Here is a 17,027-nt window from a genome sequence, read left to right as displayed (position 1 = left end):
TGTATATAAAGTTTTGATTTTCCAATAAATAATTTTCATATATTGGAGTATGATGTCATTGTTCGATAACTACTTCGCTTTTGCCACCACCGTTTTCATGGGGTTGCTGGCTATTGTCAACCCTATCTCTGCGATCCCTGTATTCATGGAGCTGACCTCCTATATGGACAAAAAGGCAAAGCGCAACATTGCTACCAAATCAGTAATTATTGCCTTTTGTATCATTCTCGTTTTCAGTGTGGCAGGCAAGCTCATTTTCCATGTGTTTGGTATTACCCTGGCCGCACTGCGTGTCACCGGCGGTATACTGGTATTTGTGATAGGATATGAGATGGTGAGAAGTAAGGAAGACAGCACCAAATCCATGAAACTGGGCGACCAGCCTGTAAAAGCCGACCAGGGTATCAGCGTGGCCATCACTCCCCTGGCCATGCCGCTGCTGGCAGGCCCAGGCACCATTACCACTTCCATGAGCTACTCTGCCGCCAAAGATGTAACCCATCTTGCCATCGTGATGCTGGTATACGGCGTTATATGCTATATTACCTATCTTCTCTTCATTGGAGGAGAGCGCATTGTGAAAGTTATCGGGACCAACGTCATGATGGTCATCACCAAAATGATGGGACTGATCCTCGCTGTAATCGGGGTACAGATGCTCGCCCTGGGCATAAAGGAATTACTGAATCTCTAATTTTTTTTTCTTTACAACAATTTCAAATCGTTGCGTGTTAATAAATCAAGACGCAAACCAGCAACGGCATTTACCAATCTGAACTGATATAGGTTATACATTTACGAGCGTGCGCCCCCTGTGAGCAGAATTTTAGAGCTGTCTGTAACCATCCCACTGATTTATGAATACAGTAAATCTGCGTTTCATTACGCACGGGAATTTATTGCCATCTGAAGAAACTTTTTTTAGTTGAACAACAGGTAAAATCCGTTATTGATTACTAGGTGGATGTTATCGTTCCTATTTTTTGATGGGAACCTAAATAAATCAATATAGACGGAACAGTTAGCAAAAAACCGTCCCGAATCATCGGGACGGTATGTTTTCAGGCTTTCTTACGCGAGGCGGCAGGCTTTTTCTTCGGTTCCTTTTCATCATATCCTTCCTGTACATTATTCCCGTCAGCATTCCAGCTTTTCCCGGAACTGCCCTTGCCAGGCTGCAACTGCGCATTGTTACGCTTCGTTGTCTTTATCTCCCGCTGCTGCGCTACACTTTTTTTTATTGTCATAACAAAGCATTTAGTGATTTTATTATTTTATTATTTGAGGTTCTATCTGCATAATATTTCTTCCGGTGATATCTCAAATAACAAACTGACTAAATAATAAAATCAAAAAGGTTGCCGGTTATGGGAGTGACAGGCCATCCCTGATTTCATCGGTGGCATTGGCAATAATCCTGTCTCCTGCCTGCAGTGCGCCAAAAACTTCAGTGGAGTCGTTATGGTGGTTGCCTTCCTGTACATCAATCCATTTCGTATGATGGTCTTTTACCACGATCACATATTTTCTTTCGGTAGACATCACCACCGCTGAAGCCGGCACTACCAGCGCTGCAGCGGATCCGTTCACCGGCATGGTAATTTCTGCGTACATACCCGGCTTGAGTAAACGGGTATCATTCTGTACATCAATTTCCACAGCTTCAGACCGGTATTTGTCATTCAGCATACCAGCCTCACGCGAAATACTGCCGCTGAAAATTTTTCCCGGCAGCGCATTCACGCCAAAATCCACAGTAGCCTGTTTCAGCAGTTGCCCGCTGTAAATTTCGGGTACCTGCAACACGAGACGGAGCTTATCTTCCTGCGCCAGCATCAGCATCGGCTTACTATCCAGCCTGGTATCCGGCCCTACCAGTGCGCCGGGGTGTATATTACGCTCCGTGATGACGCCATCAAAAGGCGCTGTTACAGTCAGGTAACTTTCCATCACTCCTTTTGCCCGGAAGTTAGCCTGCTCGCTGTTCATCAATGCGCTGTCTGCCAGCATACGCGCTTTCGCCAGCTCCATATCGTGTGCAGAAATAGTTCCCGGCGTTTCTTCACCGGTAGCTACTGTACGTTCGTAATTATCTTTGCTGCCCGCATACACAGCTGCCGCCTGCAGGTATCTTGACTGCGCCGCATAATACTGCTGCGCCACCTCCGGCGCTTCCAGCACCAGCAGCACCTGTCCCTTTTTTACACGGGAGCCTCTGTCTACCGTAATACGGCTTACAAAGCCATTCACCCGCGGATATATGCTTACCTGCTGAAAGGCTTCCAGTGTTCCCGGCAGTCGTATACTGCCTGCGAGCGGTTGCTGCACAACATTTGCAAATGTGTATTGCTGCGCTGCAGCGGCAGCAGGGTGATACTCCGGCGCAGCTGCTGAGTGACAGGCAGCCAGGGCAACAGCCAGCATCAGCCATAACAGTTGTTGTTTATTATTTTTCATACATCAGTTTTTTAAAGATTACAGATCAGATGGCATTAATGAAGGAGATTCGTTCCGTGCTTTTCGCTGCATACGGGCATACACCAGCGGCAGCACCAGCAGGGCCGCCAGCGTGGAGGCAATCAGCCCGCCGATTACAGCACGTCCCAGCGGCGCTGTCTGATCTCCGGCTTCTCCCATACCTGCAGCCATGGGAATCATCCCTGCAATCATGGCCAGACTGGTCATCAATATTGGCCGCAGACGTATACCGGCGCTGACAACAGCAGCTTTACCCGCATCATTATATTCCAGTCGCAGCTTTTCTGCATTCGTTACAATAAGAATAGCATTGGCTACCGATACACCGGTAGACATAATCATTCCCATATAGGACTGCAGGTTCAGCGTACTGCCGGTAAACAGCAGCGCCAGCAGCGAACCTGCTATTACCGCAGGCACCGTAGTAAGTACTACCAGCGATAATTTAAAGGACTGGTAATTGGCTGCCAGCAGCAGGAAGATCACGACTACCGCAATGGCAAGCCCATGCTGCAGACTGTCCAATGTTTCCACCAGCAGGCTGGATGCGCCTTTGAGCTCTATCTTCACTCCTTTCGGCGGTGTACCGGCTTCCGCTATGATACGCTGTACTTCCCTTGTAGCAGCGCCGAGATCTTTACGGGTAATATTGGCACTAACGGTCACGAACCTACGCGGACCGGCCCGGTCATATTCTCCCGGCATTTCACTGGTGGTAAAAGTGGCTACATCTGCCAGCACCGGCCGCAGCCGGCCCGGTAAGAGGGGGATTTCCTTCAGGTCATTCAGCGCTGTCATGCTGTATTCCGGAATCTGCACCTGCACCTGATAGGTGTAGGCTACCTTTTCGTCCAGCCACTGGTTCTTTTCGGTGAAGCGGCTGGATGAAGTAGATGCTGTCACCGAACGCGCCACCTGGTAGATATTCAGTCCCATCTGCGCCAGCTTCAACCGGTCTATATGAATATTGATAACCGGGAAATGCAGCGGCTGGGCAATCTGTACATCACGCAGGTAGCTGACTTTCTTCAGTTTTTCTACCAGGGCGCCGGCAAAGCCTGCAATCTGCTGCATGTCCTTTCCGGCAACACGCAGTTCTATCGGTGTAGCCGCACCCTGACTCATAATTTTCTCTGTCAGATCTATTGGTTCAAAGGAAATACGCATCTCCGGTAACTTCGCCGCAATATTCGCTCTCAGTCTGTCTTTCAGCGTTTCTATATCTGTTTTGTAATCTTCATCCAGGTTTACCTGTAACACGGCTTCATGTGTTCCGCTGTTGAAGATATACAGGTTGCTGGTTCCGTAACTGCTGGGGATCAGTCCTGCGTACGCTGAGCTGATGGCCACATGACCTGCCGTGGTACTGTCAATGATGTGCAGCACTTCATGCAGGGCCGCCTCCGTGCGTTCGAGGCGGGTGCCGTCGGGTTCCCGCAGGCGCAGCTGGAATTGCCCGGCATTCACGTGTGGCATCAGATCTTTTCCGATAAAAAGATAGCATCCGCCGGCTAACAGTAACGCCCCTACGATATAACAGCCATTGATCCAGCGGGCCCTTGGCAGGTTCCGGTCCAGCAACTGCATAAACCTGTTTTTGAAGCGTTCAAAAAATCCCGGCGCCGGCATCTTATCCTGATGATGCAGGTGCTCTCCTATCTCCTTTATCTCTGCATCATCCAGCGCCAGGCCTGCATGCGCGTGCCTGAACTTTTCCGGCTTCAGCCACCAGTTGGAAATAATTGGCACCAGTGTTTGTGCAGCGAAAAAGGATGCTATCATAGCAAACCCGATAGACAGCGATAAGGGCAGGAACATGGCTTTGGGTACACCGGTCATAATAAGCGACGGTGCAAATACAGCAAGAATACAGAGTAATATCAGCAGCAGCGGAAAGGCGATTTCTTCGCAGGCATCGTAAATGGCGCGCCGGACGGGCTTTCCCATTTCCAGGTGCTGATGTATGTTTTCAATGGTCACCGTTGCCTGATCCACCAGGATACCTATTGCCAGCGCCAGGCCACTCAGCGTCATGAGGTTGATGGTTTGTCCGGCCAGCTGCAGGCCCAGCACTGCGCATAATACGGCAACGGGAATAGTGACGACAACCACCAGGCAGCTGCGCAGGTCGCGCAGGAACAGTAATACCATCAGCCCTGTCAGCAACGCGCCCAGGAGACCTTCTGTGATAAGGCTTTTCACGGCATTGATTACAAACACGGACTGGTCAAATTCGTAAGAGATCTTTACATCATCCGGCAGCAGGCTTTGCATTTCCGGGAGCCGTGCCTTCAGTTGTTTCACTACTTCCCAGGTGGATGCATCTGCTGTTTTCACCACCGGAATGTAAACAGAACGCCTCCCGTTCACCAGCGCATAGTCTACGGTGATATCGGCTGCATCGGCCACCCGTGCTACATCCCGTACAAACACTGTGGCGTTCCCGCCGGTGACAATGGGAATATCGCCAAAGTCAGCCACCTGTTTTTCCAGGGAATTGATAGTGGTGACGAACATGGTATTGTTGATACGGATATTCCCGGAAGGAGTCATGACATTATTCTTTGCAATGGCTTCCACCACCTGATCTGCGGAGAGGTTGTAGCTGCGCAGTTTCTGCGGATCTACATTCACCACCACGGAACGGGAGTTGGCGCCAAAAGGCGGAGGAGCGGACAACCCCGGCACCGATGCAAACATAGGCCGGATACGCGTTGCCGCGAGATCATAAATCTCCTTTAATGATTTACCCGGACTGCTGAATACCAGTTCTCCTACCGGCAGGGATGATGCATCGAAACGCAGTACCTGCGGCGGCAATGCTCCCGGCGGGAAAAACTTCATGGCGCGGTTTACCTGAAGCGCCACCTGGGCGGAGGCTTCCGCCATATCTGTATTTTCATAGAAGGTCAGCTTTAATAACGTTAACCCCTGTATGTTTTTTGTAGTAATATTTTTTACACCATTCACATAAAGAAACTGATCCTGCAGTCTGGTGGCAAAGAAGCCTTCCATCTGCTGCGGGGACATCCCCCCGTAAGGCTCTACCACATAGATAGTCGGCAGGTTCAGTTTCGGAAAAATATCGATGGGTATATTCAGTATGGCCAGTAAAGAAAAAAGCAACATGCCGCCGGTAATAACAATCACGGTAACAGGCTTCTTCAGGGCCGATGAAACTAGAGACATATGCTATAAGCTGAATGCGGTGAGTAATCGGTTTAAACTGTTGTCTGCATAGGCTGCGCGGAAAAGGGCCTTCCAGGCTTCGTCACGCGCCTGTACCATATCTGTTTCTGCCCGGTTCAGTACAAACAATGCATTAGTTACTTCTATGATACCTGTCAGCCCGTGTTTGTAAAGCGAGATCTTCTGATTGGCGGCAGCCTGTGCGGCTTTCAGCTGCATCGGCAGCTCCCGGAGTTTATCCTTCACCGTTAGTATGTCTGCCTGAGCCTGATCATGGAGACTGCGCAGCGCAATACGGGAATTCTCCAGCTCCTGTTCTGCTGCAGCCGATTTGTATTGCTGTATAGCTACCTTTTCATGCGTGCGTTTTACGTCTGTAAGGTTCCAGGTAATGCCCAGCCCCAGCAGGTAATTGTAACGGCTGTATCCCAGCCCGCTGAAAAGATTTTTATCATAGACATCATTGAAAAGACCGCTGGACCCACGCATCCAGCCTGCTGCCATGAGGTTCAGCCGGGGCCGGTTCTGTTTACGGATCACTGCTGCGAGCGATTGCTGCCGCAGGAATTGCGCCTTGAAATACTGCAGCACCGGATGTTCGGTTGTGGCGGCAGTAGTGTCAGGGGATAACAGTTCCTGCAGCTGCGTATTGCTATCATACTGCGGGTTTACCTGTGTGGTGTCCAGCCCGGTGAATGCGCCCAGTTCAATGCGTACCTGGTTGTAACTGTTGCAGACGCCGATCAGGTTCAGCCTTGCTTTGGATAATTCGGCTGCTGCTACGGCGCTGTCCACTCCCGGCCGTAAGCCGTGCAGTACAAGCGCTGTAACGGCGCGGAGCACTTCATTTGTTCTGTTGATATTGTCTGCCTGTATCTGCTGTAATGCGCGCAGACGCAGCAGTTCCAGGTAGCTACGTATAACCGTTGCCGTAATCTGGTTAGTTGTATTGGCCAGATCCGTCCGGTTTACCTGCAGCTCCTGCCTGGCGGCATTCCGCTGGCTGCCGTAAGCACCGAAATTGAAGATCTCCCACTGCATATTGGCCATGGCGATGTTGCCGCTCATGAGGGCGCTGTTATTCTCCGCCCTGATACCGCCTGATGTAGAAGGTATCATGCCCATGGTAAAGTAGGAACCATAGATGCTGTTATCTGTACCGGCGTCTACCTGCTCGTGTAAACGAACGGCAGGGTACCAGTTGTGTTTCGCATCTGTAACAGCCGCCTCTCCGGCTTTTACCATTGCCTCTTTGGCTTTTACCGCAGGGTAATGTGCCAGTGTCAGGGCAACGGCCTGCTGCAGCGAAAGACTATCCGCTGAAGGCCCGGCGAACAAAGAAGTACAGGGCAGTAAGCATAGCAATACTGCATACTTCTTTTTCGCAGAAATATGTATTTGCATAAACCGCTAAAAGAAAATGTAAAAAATCAGAAACTAAAACAGGTATAATCAGGCTGTGGGTGGGCCTCGCCAGCTTCTGAGCGGTTTGGGAACACTGAGGTAAGGATTACAATGGTAGCCATTACGGATACCATCCACATACACAAAACGATCGCGCAGGTGAAAACTGAACACGGTGCAAACCTGCACATGGCTGTCGTTCAGTCCTACCGGCCGTCGTTTAAACTTATGTATAGTGGCGTGTAAGTATGGAGATGAGGGATTAGCTTTGAGAATGTGTATACCGGCATGTTGCTGCGCATGTACGGTGCTCCGCTCCTGAACAGGGAGCAGCAGTACGGTAAGGAGTACAAGGATTAAATGCCGTAGTAACTTCACACGAATCTTATTATGCGTGCTCTAAGTTATTCAAAGCCGCCCGCTTTCGGTAGACAGGCGGCTGTTTTTTAATGACATTTTAATATTGCGGAGGAAGTATCAGAAGAAGCAGACAAGGCCCAGCTCCTCCATTTTAAGCAGCGCATTGGCCAGGCGGAAATCCTGCATGGGGAAGCAGGAGAAAGACTGGTATTCGTCCAGCACAGGTCCGATAGCCACTATTTTTAATTCAACATCTTCCAGCTGTACGTTTACATAATCGAGCCATGCTTTGGCAAAATCATCTGCAGCGATAATATTTTCGTATTCTATATCGTCCGGAGCTTCGATGGTAGCACCGGCAGCCACCACAGGCGCCAGCTGGTTCAGGGCATAGATACCTTCATCTGACAGTTCCTTCCATTCAAACTCAGCCAGGTTACCTGTTTGCTGCAGGGCAACCTGCAGTTCATCCCAGATCGCCATCACGTTGGGAGGCACTACGTCCGGGAGGTTGGCAATCTGTTCTTCGGCTTCCTCTTCTTCAAAAATATCGAGGTATAACTGTGCCAGCTGTTCGTGGGTATTATCCAGCTGACTGAGTTTTTCCAGCAGCTTCAGTTCCCGTAACAACGCATGCCAGCGCTGTCCGAGTTCTTCATTATCTTCTTCCAGCATCTCATCAGCAATCAGCACTGCCTTCTCATGTAATTTGTAATTATCCAGCCTGCTTTTACGGATATGCAGCTCTCCCTGCGGGAAAGACAATTCATAGGAAGCACAGTTCAGAAAGTCTGTACCTATCAGTATCTTATCTTTAAATATTTCATGGATCACACCTTCTTTACTATCGATGTGCGAATACCCTCCATCCTTGCCATAGCTGCCGGTCAGCCAGTTAAAATCCTCTCTTGAAATATCAGATAAATGTTTTTCCATAAAAACCTAATTATTTAGCCATTTGTTTATTTGAAATCTGCTGCTGAAAAAAATGCAGCGGAAATCTTCACGAAGATAAGATACGTAAAGATTTCCGCTGCATTAAAGTGATCAGATCCCAATTATATATCCCGCATTAAAGGCGGAATTTGAGTCCTGCGTTCACCCCCATCCCACCGATGTTGATGTAGGACTTCAGGTCATTGGCAGGTGCATTATCGTCTTTGTAAAAGGTTTTCGCGCCGCGCTTATTTATTTCTGTATTAGAGTTTCTGTCCAGCGTAGTTACGTATTTCGTCTCTCTCTCCGCCACGCTCAGGTCACCGAGGGAGCGGCCGGGGTTACCGGGTACCGGTGCGATGACATTACCATTGGCAGGATTGACAATATTATTGGTTTCGGTGTAGGCGGTAATTTCCTTTTCCTTACTTCTGACAGGAACATTACGGTATTCCGCTTCCACGAAGATATCAAAGCGGTGCGACACATTGAAAGACACACCCAGCGCGCCCTGAAAGCCGATAGTAGGATTTGGTTTAACCTCTTCCTTGCGGTGGATGTCTGTCTGTACAACTGTTCCGGCCGGAATGCCTGCTGCATTGGTGCGCTGCATAACGTCCGTTTCAATATACAGCCGGCCCCACAAAGGCACTACTACGCCAAAACGTACGTATGGGTTTACCTTTTCAAGTCCGGGGCTGACTACCAGGCTGGGGGCAAAATCCACTGCGTTTACATGTCCGTAGGATTCCACGCTGGCTCTGGTGGCGCCGGAGCCGGCATCGGTAGTAAGGTTGCGGGTCATGAGATTTTTTCTGCTGCTGAAGTAATTAAACGTTCCTTCAACGGCCAGGTATTTGTTGATATTATACCCGAAGGTCAATCCACCTCTGACACCTTCACCATAAGAACCGGTCAGTATCTTTCTTGAAATGGTATCCAGAAATCTGGGGGCATTAGCCGGGTTAAACTCTGTATGCAGGTCCTGGGGCGGAAACGGGCCAACATTGGGAAACTGTCCGGGGGATACGCTAAAGAAATACCCACCGGCAGCCTTCAGATAAAATTTTGAATGTGGAACTGAATTTGAGCGCTCCTGGGCAACGGCGCTTCCGGAAATGACCATCGCCAATGCGGCGGCAGAGAGCAGGCGAGATGTTTTCATAATGCTATGGTTTTGTATGATGGTAACAATTCATTGAAAGTTAACGAATTGTTACCAAATAGCAAGCGCCCGGACCCTTACTAAAACGCCTCCGCCAGAGACAGATATAATCCTTTTTGCCGGGATTCTCCTGCCCGTTGTTCTCCTACGGCATAGTCTATACGAATTGTCAGCTTCGCTCCTTCATCGTAGAAGTAGCGGATACCGCCGCCGAAGCTGGGCTTGAAGCCTGACAGGGCAAAGTTGTGGTTGTTGAATACGGAACCGGTGCCGGCAAAGGCTGCCAGCGCAAATTTGGGCTTCACGTCAACAAACCAGATGTGTATACGTATTTTAGGATCGATGAGGTAACGGTATTCCGTCTGTACTGCCAGGTAGTTCTGATCCCGGTACCGGCCGGTATAGTAACCGCGCATCATCAGGTCGTTTCCTAATTCCGGCAGCCAGTAAAAAGGCAGTCTGCTTCCCTGCAGGCTACTGAAGAGCCCATTGAATCCGAGGGTGCTTTTAGGAGATAAGGCAATAAAGTGTGTGCCTTGTCCTTCCAGTTTGAACAGGGGAACAGTACTGAGAAAAGCGGGCGCATAGGCGGCATTCAGCCGCAGCCACCATCCGCTGCGGGTATAGTTCTGGTTATCCCGGTTATCGAAAATACCTGTCAGCCCGATAAAGGTAGCATGACCGCCATCTTTCCCTTCCAGGGGCATCGTATTATAGATGCCCTTGTCGTCCTTACTGCTGTAGGAATCGTTTTGATACAACAGGGATACGCCCGCATAGAAATGGCCACCAACGCGGCGTTCCACTTCTGCCTGGGCTTTATAGCGGATATTATTCAGCAGGGACCGGTCATCGTGGCGGGTTTCATTGCCAATACCATAAAAGTAAATCGGGAAATTATGGTAACGAAGGTTGCCTTTATAATGCCAGGTGTTGGCGCTGGTCCAGATATTGGCTTTCAGGTCTACCTTGAACTGCCTTTCGGTAGTTACCGCCGGCACCAGGTTGAGCGATGAGTTGCGGGTGCTCATATCCGGATGTTTCTTGTCTGCGTAGAAAGAATACAAGGTAGCAGCGCCGATTTCCAGTCCTTTTTCCTGCGAATACCCCAGTACGGGCAGCGGGAAAAAGCTCCGCTTCCGTAGCTGCAGACTATCGTATAGCCCTGACCGTGATATGGTGTCTGTGATGCCTTTTCCGGAGGAGGCGCTGTCCTGCTGCGCATTCGCACCGGCGGCGCACACCGTAAGTAAAGCCGTGATCTTTAATACCTTACACATAGGTTGCAAATGTAAGCGGAAAACGGCAAAATTCATCAGCCGGTATCTTATTCAGGGGCGGTCGGAATGCCCCAGGCTTTTGCCAGGGTTTACCTGGTCACGTACCAGCTGTTTCAGTACTTTGATTTCAGGGAAATGACCAGCTTCTTTTCTGTCGAAGATGACGGTATCGGCTACCATAATAATATAAGCTCCTCCCGTTTCGCTGGGGCGGAGAGTCACACCACCCAGATCGTCAGTGAAGGTAGTCAGCAGCTCCTGAGCCATATATGCAGCCCGCAGCAGCCATCCGCAGCGGGGACAATATTCTATCGTTACAACCGGTTTCATAAAGTTCATATTTATCATTATACGCTGGATAAGTTTAGCCGTTACCGTTATAACTGTCCTATAACCAATAACATCTGTAAACTGACCGCATAATCGGGAATATAAAAGTGCTGTCGTCTGAAAGATACGACCATATTTGATTACAGGGGTTAATAACACAAAAATCACACGCCCCGGCGCACATATTTTGCTTCGTTCTTTTGTTTCGTCCGTCTTTATCTTTAATTTTATGCCATAATTTAAGTGGACCGTCCCCGAATCGCTCTACTAAGTCACAGCCAACAATATTACACTATGCTGCCGGCCATACCTTTGAAAAGATGCGTTTTAATTCCCTTGTACATGCTATTATTGTCCCCTGCTGCCCGTGCGCAGCAGTCGGGAACAGACAGTATGCAGCAGGTGCTGAATACGCATCCGGAAAGGGATTCTGTCAGAGCAGACCTGCTGAACCAGACGGCGCGTTTATATTTCACGAAAGATGCCGGACTGGCAGCCCGCTACAGCCGGGAAGCATTTGAGATCAGCGACAGCCTCCAGTATACCAAAGGAAAAATATGGGCGTACCGCAACCTGGCGCTGGTGGAGAATACCAAGGGCAACCTCGACAAACAGCTGCAGCTCACCTTTACAGCACTGAAACTGGCAGAGAGCCAGAACGATATACGTACGCTGGGTATTCTCAACAATGATGTAGGGAATATATTTACAGAACAGAACAGCCCCCGTGATGCCTTGATGTATCTGCGTAAATCCCTGCAGCTAAAACAACAACTGAACGAAACCCCTGAAATCAGTAAAACCCTCAATAACATTGGATCCGCGTATATAACCCTGAAGAAAACCGATTCAGCACTCATATTCCTTGAAAAATCTGAAAAGTTAAAACTCAGTCTGAACGACAGGCGCGGACTGGCCTATACCTACGAGAACCTGGGTCTGGTGGCAATGCTGCAGCATCGTTATCAGCAGGCACTGGATTATCATAAGTTGTCAGCAGATTATTACCGGGAGTCGGATAATCTTCCCGGCCTTACCAAAGCGAGCCTGAACCTGGCGCAGGTGCAGACTATCCTCGGCGATCTCAGAAGTGCGGAAACAAACCTGGCAGCAGCCAAAGCGATCAATGAAAAGCTGGGTAATGTCAAAAATGAAATGATCTTCTACAAAATCCGCTATGAGCTTGACTCTGCGAAGAATGACTATGTGTCTGCCCTGCGGAGTTACAAAGCATACAGTCAGCGTAACATTGATTTCTTTGACCTGGAAAAAAGCAGGCAGATCACCAAGTCACAGATGAAGTATGAATCAGAAAAGAAACAGCGGGAGAATGTTATGCTGAAAAAGGAACAGCAGCTGCATCTGGCCACCATTCAGCAACAGCGCGTGCTGGTGCTTTCCGGTGCGGCCCTTTTCCTGGCCCTGCTGCTCATTACTTTTATGGTATACCGGTTGTATAAGCATCAGCAGGACCTGTACCGGCAGCTCAACAGCAAGAATCAGGAAGTATCCCTGCAGAATCATATCATCCTGGAACAGAATACCGCTCTGGAAAACCTGAACCAGGTGAAGGATAAAATATTCTCCGTTATCTCCCATGACCTCCGCTCTCCGCTTGCTATCCTGGAGGGATTGCTCTTTCTGCTGCGCGATGAAAAAATTGATGCGCAGCAATTCCGCTTTTATACGGATGAGTTATGGAGAGATGTTAAAAATACTGCCTACATGATGGATAATATGCTGCAGTGGGCCAGCAACCAGATGAAAGGTATCAGTGTAAAGGCCGATGACTTTGACCTGGTGCTGCTCCTCAATCAGGAGTTTGAGCTGCTGCAGACGCTGGCCCGTCAGAAAGATGTGAAGCTGACCCATGAGATCTCAGGCTCCACGCAGGTATATGCTGATCCGGATATGATCCGGCTGGTGTTGCGCAATCTTATTAACAACGCCATCAAATTCACACCGGGCGGCGGGGAGATTGTTATCAGGGCCAGGCAGGAAAATGATATGGCAGAAATCACCGTGAAAGATAACGGTACAGGTATTCCGCTGGACGATCAGCATCGCATCTTCTCCAATATATATTACTCCACTACCGGCACCCGAAATGAAAAAGGCTGCGGGCTTGGGCTACATCTCTCAAAAGATTTTGTGGAACGCAATCATGGTAAAATCTGGTTTCACAGCAACCCCGGCGATGGCAGCAGCTTTTATTTCACAGTACCGCTTTCCGATGAGCAGGATATTAACGCCCGCGGCTATACGGTGGTACTGCAGGATAATCCTGTCAGCGGCATGAGCGTACTGCGGCGTTAGCTTATATCAGCCCGAATGCCGTACTGTGCTTTATTTCCGTCATCACAAACGAGCTGTGCACCTGGGCAATGTTTTCGATAGCAGCCAGTTTGTTCGTCAGAAAATGCTGATAGCTTTTCATATCGTCTACCACTACTTTGAGCAGATAATCGAAAGTACCAGCCACGTGGTAACATTCCATCACTTCTTCCATTTTGCCGATGGCTGTCTCAAACTTTTTAAGTAAAGGCTGTGAATGCAGTTGCAGTGACACGTTACAGAAGGTGGTGAGCGTCTTCCCTATTTTATCTCCATGTAACAGGGTCACATAATTTTTAATCACCCCAAGTTTTTCAATCTTCTTCAGGCGTTCGTAGGTAGGTGTAACGCTGAGGCCTATACGATGTGCTATTTCCTTGGTATTGAGCCGGGCGTTCTGCTGCAGTACTTCCAGTATTCTGCGGTCTGTTTTATCCAGTGTATCCATGATAGTTATATTTTTCTGAAAAAGAGGATCAGAAAGACAAAAAAGAGTACAGTTTATCTGACTTTCATTCAAAACTAGTATATATTTTCTGAAAATGCCGTATCTCTGGTTTTAATGCATTATATATTATTAGCTTCGCAGCAATATACACCTGTAACTAACGATTATGAAGCCATACCTGTTATCTGCCGCGGATACCGCGCAGCTGGAGGGTCTGCTTGCGCTGGTGCAAAACCGCACGCAGGACTTCCTGGGATATCCTGTGTCAAAAGATTTTGATTATACGCCGCTGCTGCCTTTTTTACAATATCCGCTCAATAACCTGGGCGATCCGTTCATATCCTCCACCTATATGGTTGGTTCCCGCGAGATGGAGAAATATGTGGTGGAATTTTTTGCAAAACTGTTCCGTGCTCCGGCAGATGACTGGTGGGGATATGTGACCAACGGCGGTTCTGAAGGTAATCTGTACGGCTTATATCTGGCCAGGGAGCTGTATCCGAAAGCGATGGTATACTATTCGGAGGCTACCCATTACAGCGTGCAGAAAAACCTGCATCTGCTGAATATGCCTGGCATCATGATACGTACCCTGCCAAACGGGGAGATGGATTATGAAGATCTGCAGCACACCATGGAAATGAACCGCCACATGCCGGTGATCATCCTGGCGAATATCGGCACAACCATGACGGAGGCCAGGGATGATATCAGCAGGATTAAAGGTATTTTAAAACACCTGGCTATCAGGCATCACTATATTCATGCCGACGGCGCCCTGTCGGGTAGCTACAGCGCCTTCCTGGAGCCGCGGCCGGCATTTGATTTCGCTGACGGCGCCGACAGTATTGCCATCAGCGGGCATAAATTTATCGGCTCTCCTATTCCCTGCGGAGTAGTGATCGCCAGAAAATCGTACCGTGACAGAATAGCGCGTTCAGTAGCCTATATCGGCACCCTGGATACTACTATCACCGGTTCAAGAAACGGCCATAGTCCGTTGTTTTTATGGTATGCTTTAAAAAGCCTGGGGCTGGAGGGATTGAAAGAGAGAGCAAAGCACAGCCTGACCATCGCAGCCTATGCTACTTCCCGTATGCAGGAAAACGGGATAGCGGCATGGCGTAACCCCGACTCCATCACGGTGGTATTTCCGGAACCTGCCGGAAATATCCGCCGTAAGTGGCAGCTGGCATCCGAAAACGGCTGGTCGCATATTATCTGCATGCCTAACGTTACCAAAGCCCAGGTAGATCAGCTGATCGCTGAAATGCTCCACGAAACTGTGGCGGTTTAAACACCGCCTTCCGCAATAGCAATGATTTCTGTATTGAGCGCCCGTTTTATGCGGCGCTCATTTTCTTTATCCGAATGCAGGATAAGCAGCTGCAGTTTAAACTGTACAAAATCTTTCTTTATCTCTATTGTTTTGAGGGAAAAACTCTCGTACCTATACTGATGCTCAAATTCCTCAATGGCTTTACGCAGGCGGTTTTCCACGCGGTCCGGGGTAAACTTGTGCTTATGATCCAGCTCAAATTCTATCGTCAGTTTCTTGATATTCTGTTTCGACTGGTTGAGCACTGTAGTGGTAAACACTACTGAGTTTGGGATGATAACAATATCATCATCATCGTTCAGCAGGACTACATTAATCAGGGTAATATCCATGATCTTGCCGCGGTAATCCCCAATCCGCACGTAATCTCCGAGAGAGAGCTGATCCGAGAACATGATGATCAGCCCGTTTATCATATTGGAAATATAATCCTTCGTCAGCAACGCGATGGCGGCCGCAACGATAGTGATGCTGGTAATCAGCTGCAGCAGGTCTTTCCCGAAGAATATCGGTATCGCCAGTACGAAAAAACCGGTGTTGAGTACAGAGGTGATGCGGTTGATGCCCAGTATGAAGTTATCCTTCTCCAGCGGTTTCGTACGGTGCCTGCGGGTATACCAGGACAGCACCACCAGCCATGCGATGGATATAACAATGTTTGCGCCCAGGAAAAAAGACAGCGCATTAGTGATTTTAAACAGCCAGGTGAACTTATCGTAGAAGGCAGGGTGCTCCAGGTTAAAATAGACAATACCGGAATACAGCAATACTTTGATCAGAAATTTAATACGTTCCCGGCGATTCTTGTTCTTATAGGTTTTATCGGTTACCATCATAGTTATCCCACACGCTTTCCTGCAAAAGTACAAATGCTGCAGGAAATTGTGGTGGTCTTTCATATAAAATGGTTGCCACCGCGTATTTACTCCATTTTGTTCAGTATTTCCAGCCAGATAATGCGTGCAATCTGTTCTCCTTCCACTGTGCGTATACTCCCTTCTACAGTATCTGTATGATCGATCGTAAATGTGTTGGAATTAGGCTGAAAGTCCTGTAATACGTGATCGCTGACGTTCGGGATGACTTCATACACCGTTTCAAATGCTGCGCGGTTAATGGTGATCGTCAGCCCATATGGTTTCCCCTTAATCATTACCGTTATGTTATGCTTTTCCATAGCCAACAATTTTAGGGTCCGCTGGAAAAGGTACAAGGGTTATGCCATATAAAAAGACCGGTGCTATGCAGTCACCGGTCTTTTTTTGTATATATGAATAACTGTTACCGCATAATGCTCAGGCATGCGCAGCAGCCTTGCGTCTGGCCGTACGTTTATGTGTGGCCTTCCTGGTGGTTGCTTTTTTACGGGTTGATTTTCCTGCTGCAGCCTTTCTGGTGGTTGCCTTTTTGGCAGTAGATCTGGCAGAAGAAGCGCGTTTAGCGGTTGCCTTTTTAGCAGTAGCTTTTTTAACGGTAGTCTTTTTGGCGGTTGATTTTTTGGCTGTCGTTTTCTTAGCCGTTGATTTTTTTGCGGCAGCTTTTTTAGCAGCGGCTTTCTTTGGCACCCTGGCCCCTTCCTTGCGGGCTTCTGATAATCCTATAGCAATAGCCTGTTTGGGGTTGGTCACTTTCTTTCCGCTTCTGCCGCTTTTCAGTTTGCCTTCATGCATTTCATGCATTACCTTTTCTACCTTCTCCTGCGATTTTTTGGAATACTTGGCCATAATCGAAGATTTAAATGGGTTATGAAATAAGGCGTAACAG

The 17,027-nt window shown here is 48.6% G+C and carries 16 protein-coding genes; 3 read left to right on the top strand and 13 right to left on the bottom strand.

Annotation, left to right across the window (positions count from 1 at the left end; genetic code table 11):
* The first annotated feature begins 49 nt into the window (after positions 1–49).
* A complete protein-coding gene (locus GWG06_RS02350; RefSeq protein ID WP_202182925.1) occupies positions 50–694 on the top strand; it encodes a MarC family protein in 645 nt (214 codons plus the stop codon).
* 367 nt (positions 695–1,061) lie between these two features.
* On the opposite strand, the gene GWG06_RS02345 is transcribed toward GWG06_RS02350, so the two are convergent.
* The 9 genes from GWG06_RS02345 to GWG06_RS02305 all read right to left on the bottom strand — a co-directional run bounded on the left by GWG06_RS02345 (position 1,062) and on the right by GWG06_RS02305 (position 11,142).
* Positions 1,062–1,247 (bottom strand): hypothetical protein, encoded by a 186-nt coding sequence (locus GWG06_RS02345; RefSeq protein WP_160711058.1) that lies wholly within the window; start codon positions 1,245–1,247, stop codon positions 1,062–1,064.
* Between the two features lie 118 nt (positions 1,248–1,365).
* Positions 1,366–2,457, bottom strand: a complete 1,092-nt coding sequence (locus GWG06_RS02340) for an efflux RND transporter periplasmic adaptor subunit (protein ID WP_160711049.1) — start codon at positions 2,455–2,457, stop codon at positions 1,366–1,368.
* Between the two features lie 18 nt (positions 2,458–2,475).
* Complete coding sequence (locus GWG06_RS02335) at positions 2,476–5,667, bottom strand: efflux RND transporter permease subunit (RefSeq protein ID WP_160711047.1); 3,192 nt, start codon at positions 5,665–5,667, stop codon at positions 2,476–2,478.
* Positions 5,668–5,670: 3 nt separating this feature from the next.
* Positions 5,671–7,071 carry a TolC family protein gene (locus GWG06_RS02330; RefSeq protein ID WP_160711045.1) on the bottom strand — a complete coding sequence of 467 codons (1,401 nt, stop codon included), beginning with the start codon at positions 7,069–7,071 and terminating at the stop codon, positions 5,671–5,673.
* 48 nt (positions 7,072–7,119) lie between these two features.
* Entirely contained in the window at positions 7,120–7,449 is a 330-nt protein-coding gene (locus GWG06_RS02325; RefSeq protein ID WP_127035300.1) for a hypothetical protein, read from the bottom strand.
* A 99-nt stretch (positions 7,450–7,548) separates the two neighbouring features.
* The gene (locus GWG06_RS02320; protein WP_127035302.1) at positions 7,549–8,367 is read right to left on the bottom strand and encodes a DUF6630 family protein; all 819 of its coding nucleotides are present in this window, start codon (positions 8,365–8,367) and stop codon (positions 7,549–7,551) included.
* A gap of 136 nt (positions 8,368–8,503) precedes the next feature.
* Positions 8,504–9,532 carry an outer membrane beta-barrel protein gene (locus tag GWG06_RS02315; RefSeq protein WP_127035304.1) on the bottom strand — a complete coding sequence of 343 codons (1,029 nt, stop codon included), beginning with the start codon at positions 9,530–9,532 and terminating at the stop codon, positions 8,504–8,506.
* Between the two features lie 80 nt (positions 9,533–9,612).
* Entirely contained in the window at positions 9,613–10,812 is a 1,200-nt protein-coding gene (locus tag GWG06_RS02310; RefSeq protein ID WP_127035306.1) for a BamA/TamA family outer membrane protein, read from the bottom strand.
* Between the two features lie 51 nt (positions 10,813–10,863).
* Complete coding sequence (locus GWG06_RS02305; RefSeq protein ID WP_127035308.1) at positions 10,864–11,142, bottom strand: Rdx family protein; 279 nt, start codon at positions 11,140–11,142, stop codon at positions 10,864–10,866.
* Positions 11,143–11,484: 342 nt separating this feature from the next.
* Between GWG06_RS02305 and GWG06_RS02300 the strand changes: the two genes are divergently transcribed.
* Positions 11,485–13,458 (top strand): tetratricopeptide repeat-containing sensor histidine kinase, encoded by a 1,974-nt coding sequence (locus GWG06_RS02300; protein ID WP_160711043.1) that lies wholly within the window; start codon positions 11,485–11,487, stop codon positions 13,456–13,458.
* Position 13,459: 1 nt separating this feature from the next.
* Here GWG06_RS02300 and GWG06_RS02295 read toward each other — a convergent pair whose 3' ends face one another.
* Entirely contained in the window at positions 13,460–13,924 is a 465-nt protein-coding gene (locus GWG06_RS02295; protein WP_127035312.1) for an Lrp/AsnC family transcriptional regulator, read from the bottom strand.
* A gap of 166 nt (positions 13,925–14,090) precedes the next feature.
* On the opposite strand from GWG06_RS02295, the gene GWG06_RS02290 reads away from it, so the two are divergent.
* A complete protein-coding gene (locus tag GWG06_RS02290; RefSeq protein WP_160711041.1) occupies positions 14,091–15,221 on the top strand; it encodes a histidine decarboxylase in 1,131 nt (376 codons plus the stop codon).
* Here the strand turns inward: GWG06_RS02290 and GWG06_RS02285 are convergent.
* The 3 genes from GWG06_RS02285 to GWG06_RS30510 all read right to left on the bottom strand — a co-directional run bounded on the left by GWG06_RS02285 (position 15,218) and on the right by GWG06_RS30510 (position 16,987).
* Positions 15,218–16,099 carry a mechanosensitive ion channel family protein gene (locus GWG06_RS02285; protein WP_158631337.1) on the bottom strand — a complete coding sequence of 294 codons (882 nt, stop codon included), beginning with the start codon at positions 16,097–16,099 and terminating at the stop codon, positions 15,218–15,220. The two genes, GWG06_RS02290 and GWG06_RS02285, sit on opposite strands and share 4 nt — an antisense overlap.
* Before the next feature lie 86 nt (positions 16,100–16,185).
* Positions 16,186–16,440, bottom strand: a complete 255-nt coding sequence (locus tag GWG06_RS02280; protein WP_127035318.1) for a hypothetical protein — start codon at positions 16,438–16,440, stop codon at positions 16,186–16,188.
* A gap of 118 nt (positions 16,441–16,558) precedes the next feature.
* Positions 16,559–16,987 (bottom strand): DUF6496 domain-containing protein, encoded by a 429-nt coding sequence (locus GWG06_RS30510; RefSeq protein WP_235938086.1) that lies wholly within the window; start codon positions 16,985–16,987, stop codon positions 16,559–16,561.
* Positions 16,988–17,027: the final 40 nt, after the last annotated feature.

Origin of the sequence: Chitinophaga solisilvae (genome assembly GCF_009928525.1) — a bacterium.
GTDB classification, from domain to species: Bacteria; Bacteroidota; Bacteroidia; order Chitinophagales; family Chitinophagaceae; genus Chitinophaga; species Chitinophaga solisilvae.
The sequence above is the reverse complement of the archived record's forward strand: the minus strand, read 5'-3'. Positions and strand labels throughout refer to the sequence as shown.

What these genes read in the sequence shown, in the direction of transcription:
- GWG06_RS02285 (WP_158631337.1), bottom strand. Translation starts at nt 16,099, where the DNA reads ATGATGGTAACCGATAAAACCTATAAGAACAAGAATCGCCGGGAACGT.
- GWG06_RS02315 (WP_127035304.1), bottom strand. Translation starts at nt 9,532, where the DNA reads ATGAAAACATCTCGCCTGCTCTCTGCCGCCGCATTGGCGATGGTCATT.
- GWG06_RS02280 (WP_127035318.1), bottom strand. Translation starts at nt 16,440, where the DNA reads ATGGAAAAGCATAACATAACGGTAATGATTAAGGGGAAACCATATGGG.
- GWG06_RS02300 (WP_160711043.1), top strand. Translation starts at nt 11,485, where the DNA reads ATGCTATTATTGTCCCCTGCTGCCCGTGCGCAGCAGTCGGGAACAGAC.
- GWG06_RS02305 (WP_127035308.1), bottom strand. Translation starts at nt 11,142, where the DNA reads ATGAAACCGGTTGTAACGATAGAATATTGTCCCCGCTGCGGATGGCTG.
- GWG06_RS02290 (WP_160711041.1), top strand. Translation starts at nt 14,091, where the DNA reads ATGAAGCCATACCTGTTATCTGCCGCGGATACCGCGCAGCTGGAGGGT.
- GWG06_RS30510 (WP_235938086.1), bottom strand. Translation starts at nt 16,987, where the DNA reads ATGGCCAAGTATTCCAAAAAATCGCAGGAGAAGGTAGAAAAGGTAATG.
- GWG06_RS02335 (WP_160711047.1), bottom strand. Translation starts at nt 5,667, where the DNA reads ATGTCTCTAGTTTCATCGGCCCTGAAGAAGCCTGTTACCGTGATTGTT.
- GWG06_RS02295 (WP_127035312.1), bottom strand. Translation starts at nt 13,924, where the DNA reads ATGGATACACTGGATAAAACAGACCGCAGAATACTGGAAGTACTGCAG.
- GWG06_RS02330 (WP_160711045.1), bottom strand. Translation starts at nt 7,071, where the DNA reads ATGCAAATACATATTTCTGCGAAAAAGAAGTATGCAGTATTGCTATGC.
- GWG06_RS02320 (WP_127035302.1), bottom strand. Translation starts at nt 8,367, where the DNA reads ATGGAAAAACATTTATCTGATATTTCAAGAGAGGATTTTAACTGGCTG.
- GWG06_RS02310 (WP_127035306.1), bottom strand. Translation starts at nt 10,812, where the DNA reads ATGTGTAAGGTATTAAAGATCACGGCTTTACTTACGGTGTGCGCCGCC.
- GWG06_RS02350 (WP_202182925.1), top strand. Translation starts at nt 50, where the DNA reads ATGATGTCATTGTTCGATAACTACTTCGCTTTTGCCACCACCGTTTTC.
- GWG06_RS02345 (WP_160711058.1), bottom strand. Translation starts at nt 1,247, where the DNA reads ATGACAATAAAAAAAAGTGTAGCGCAGCAGCGGGAGATAAAGACAACG.
- GWG06_RS02340 (WP_160711049.1), bottom strand. Translation starts at nt 2,457, where the DNA reads ATGAAAAATAATAAACAACAACTGTTATGGCTGATGCTGGCTGTTGCC.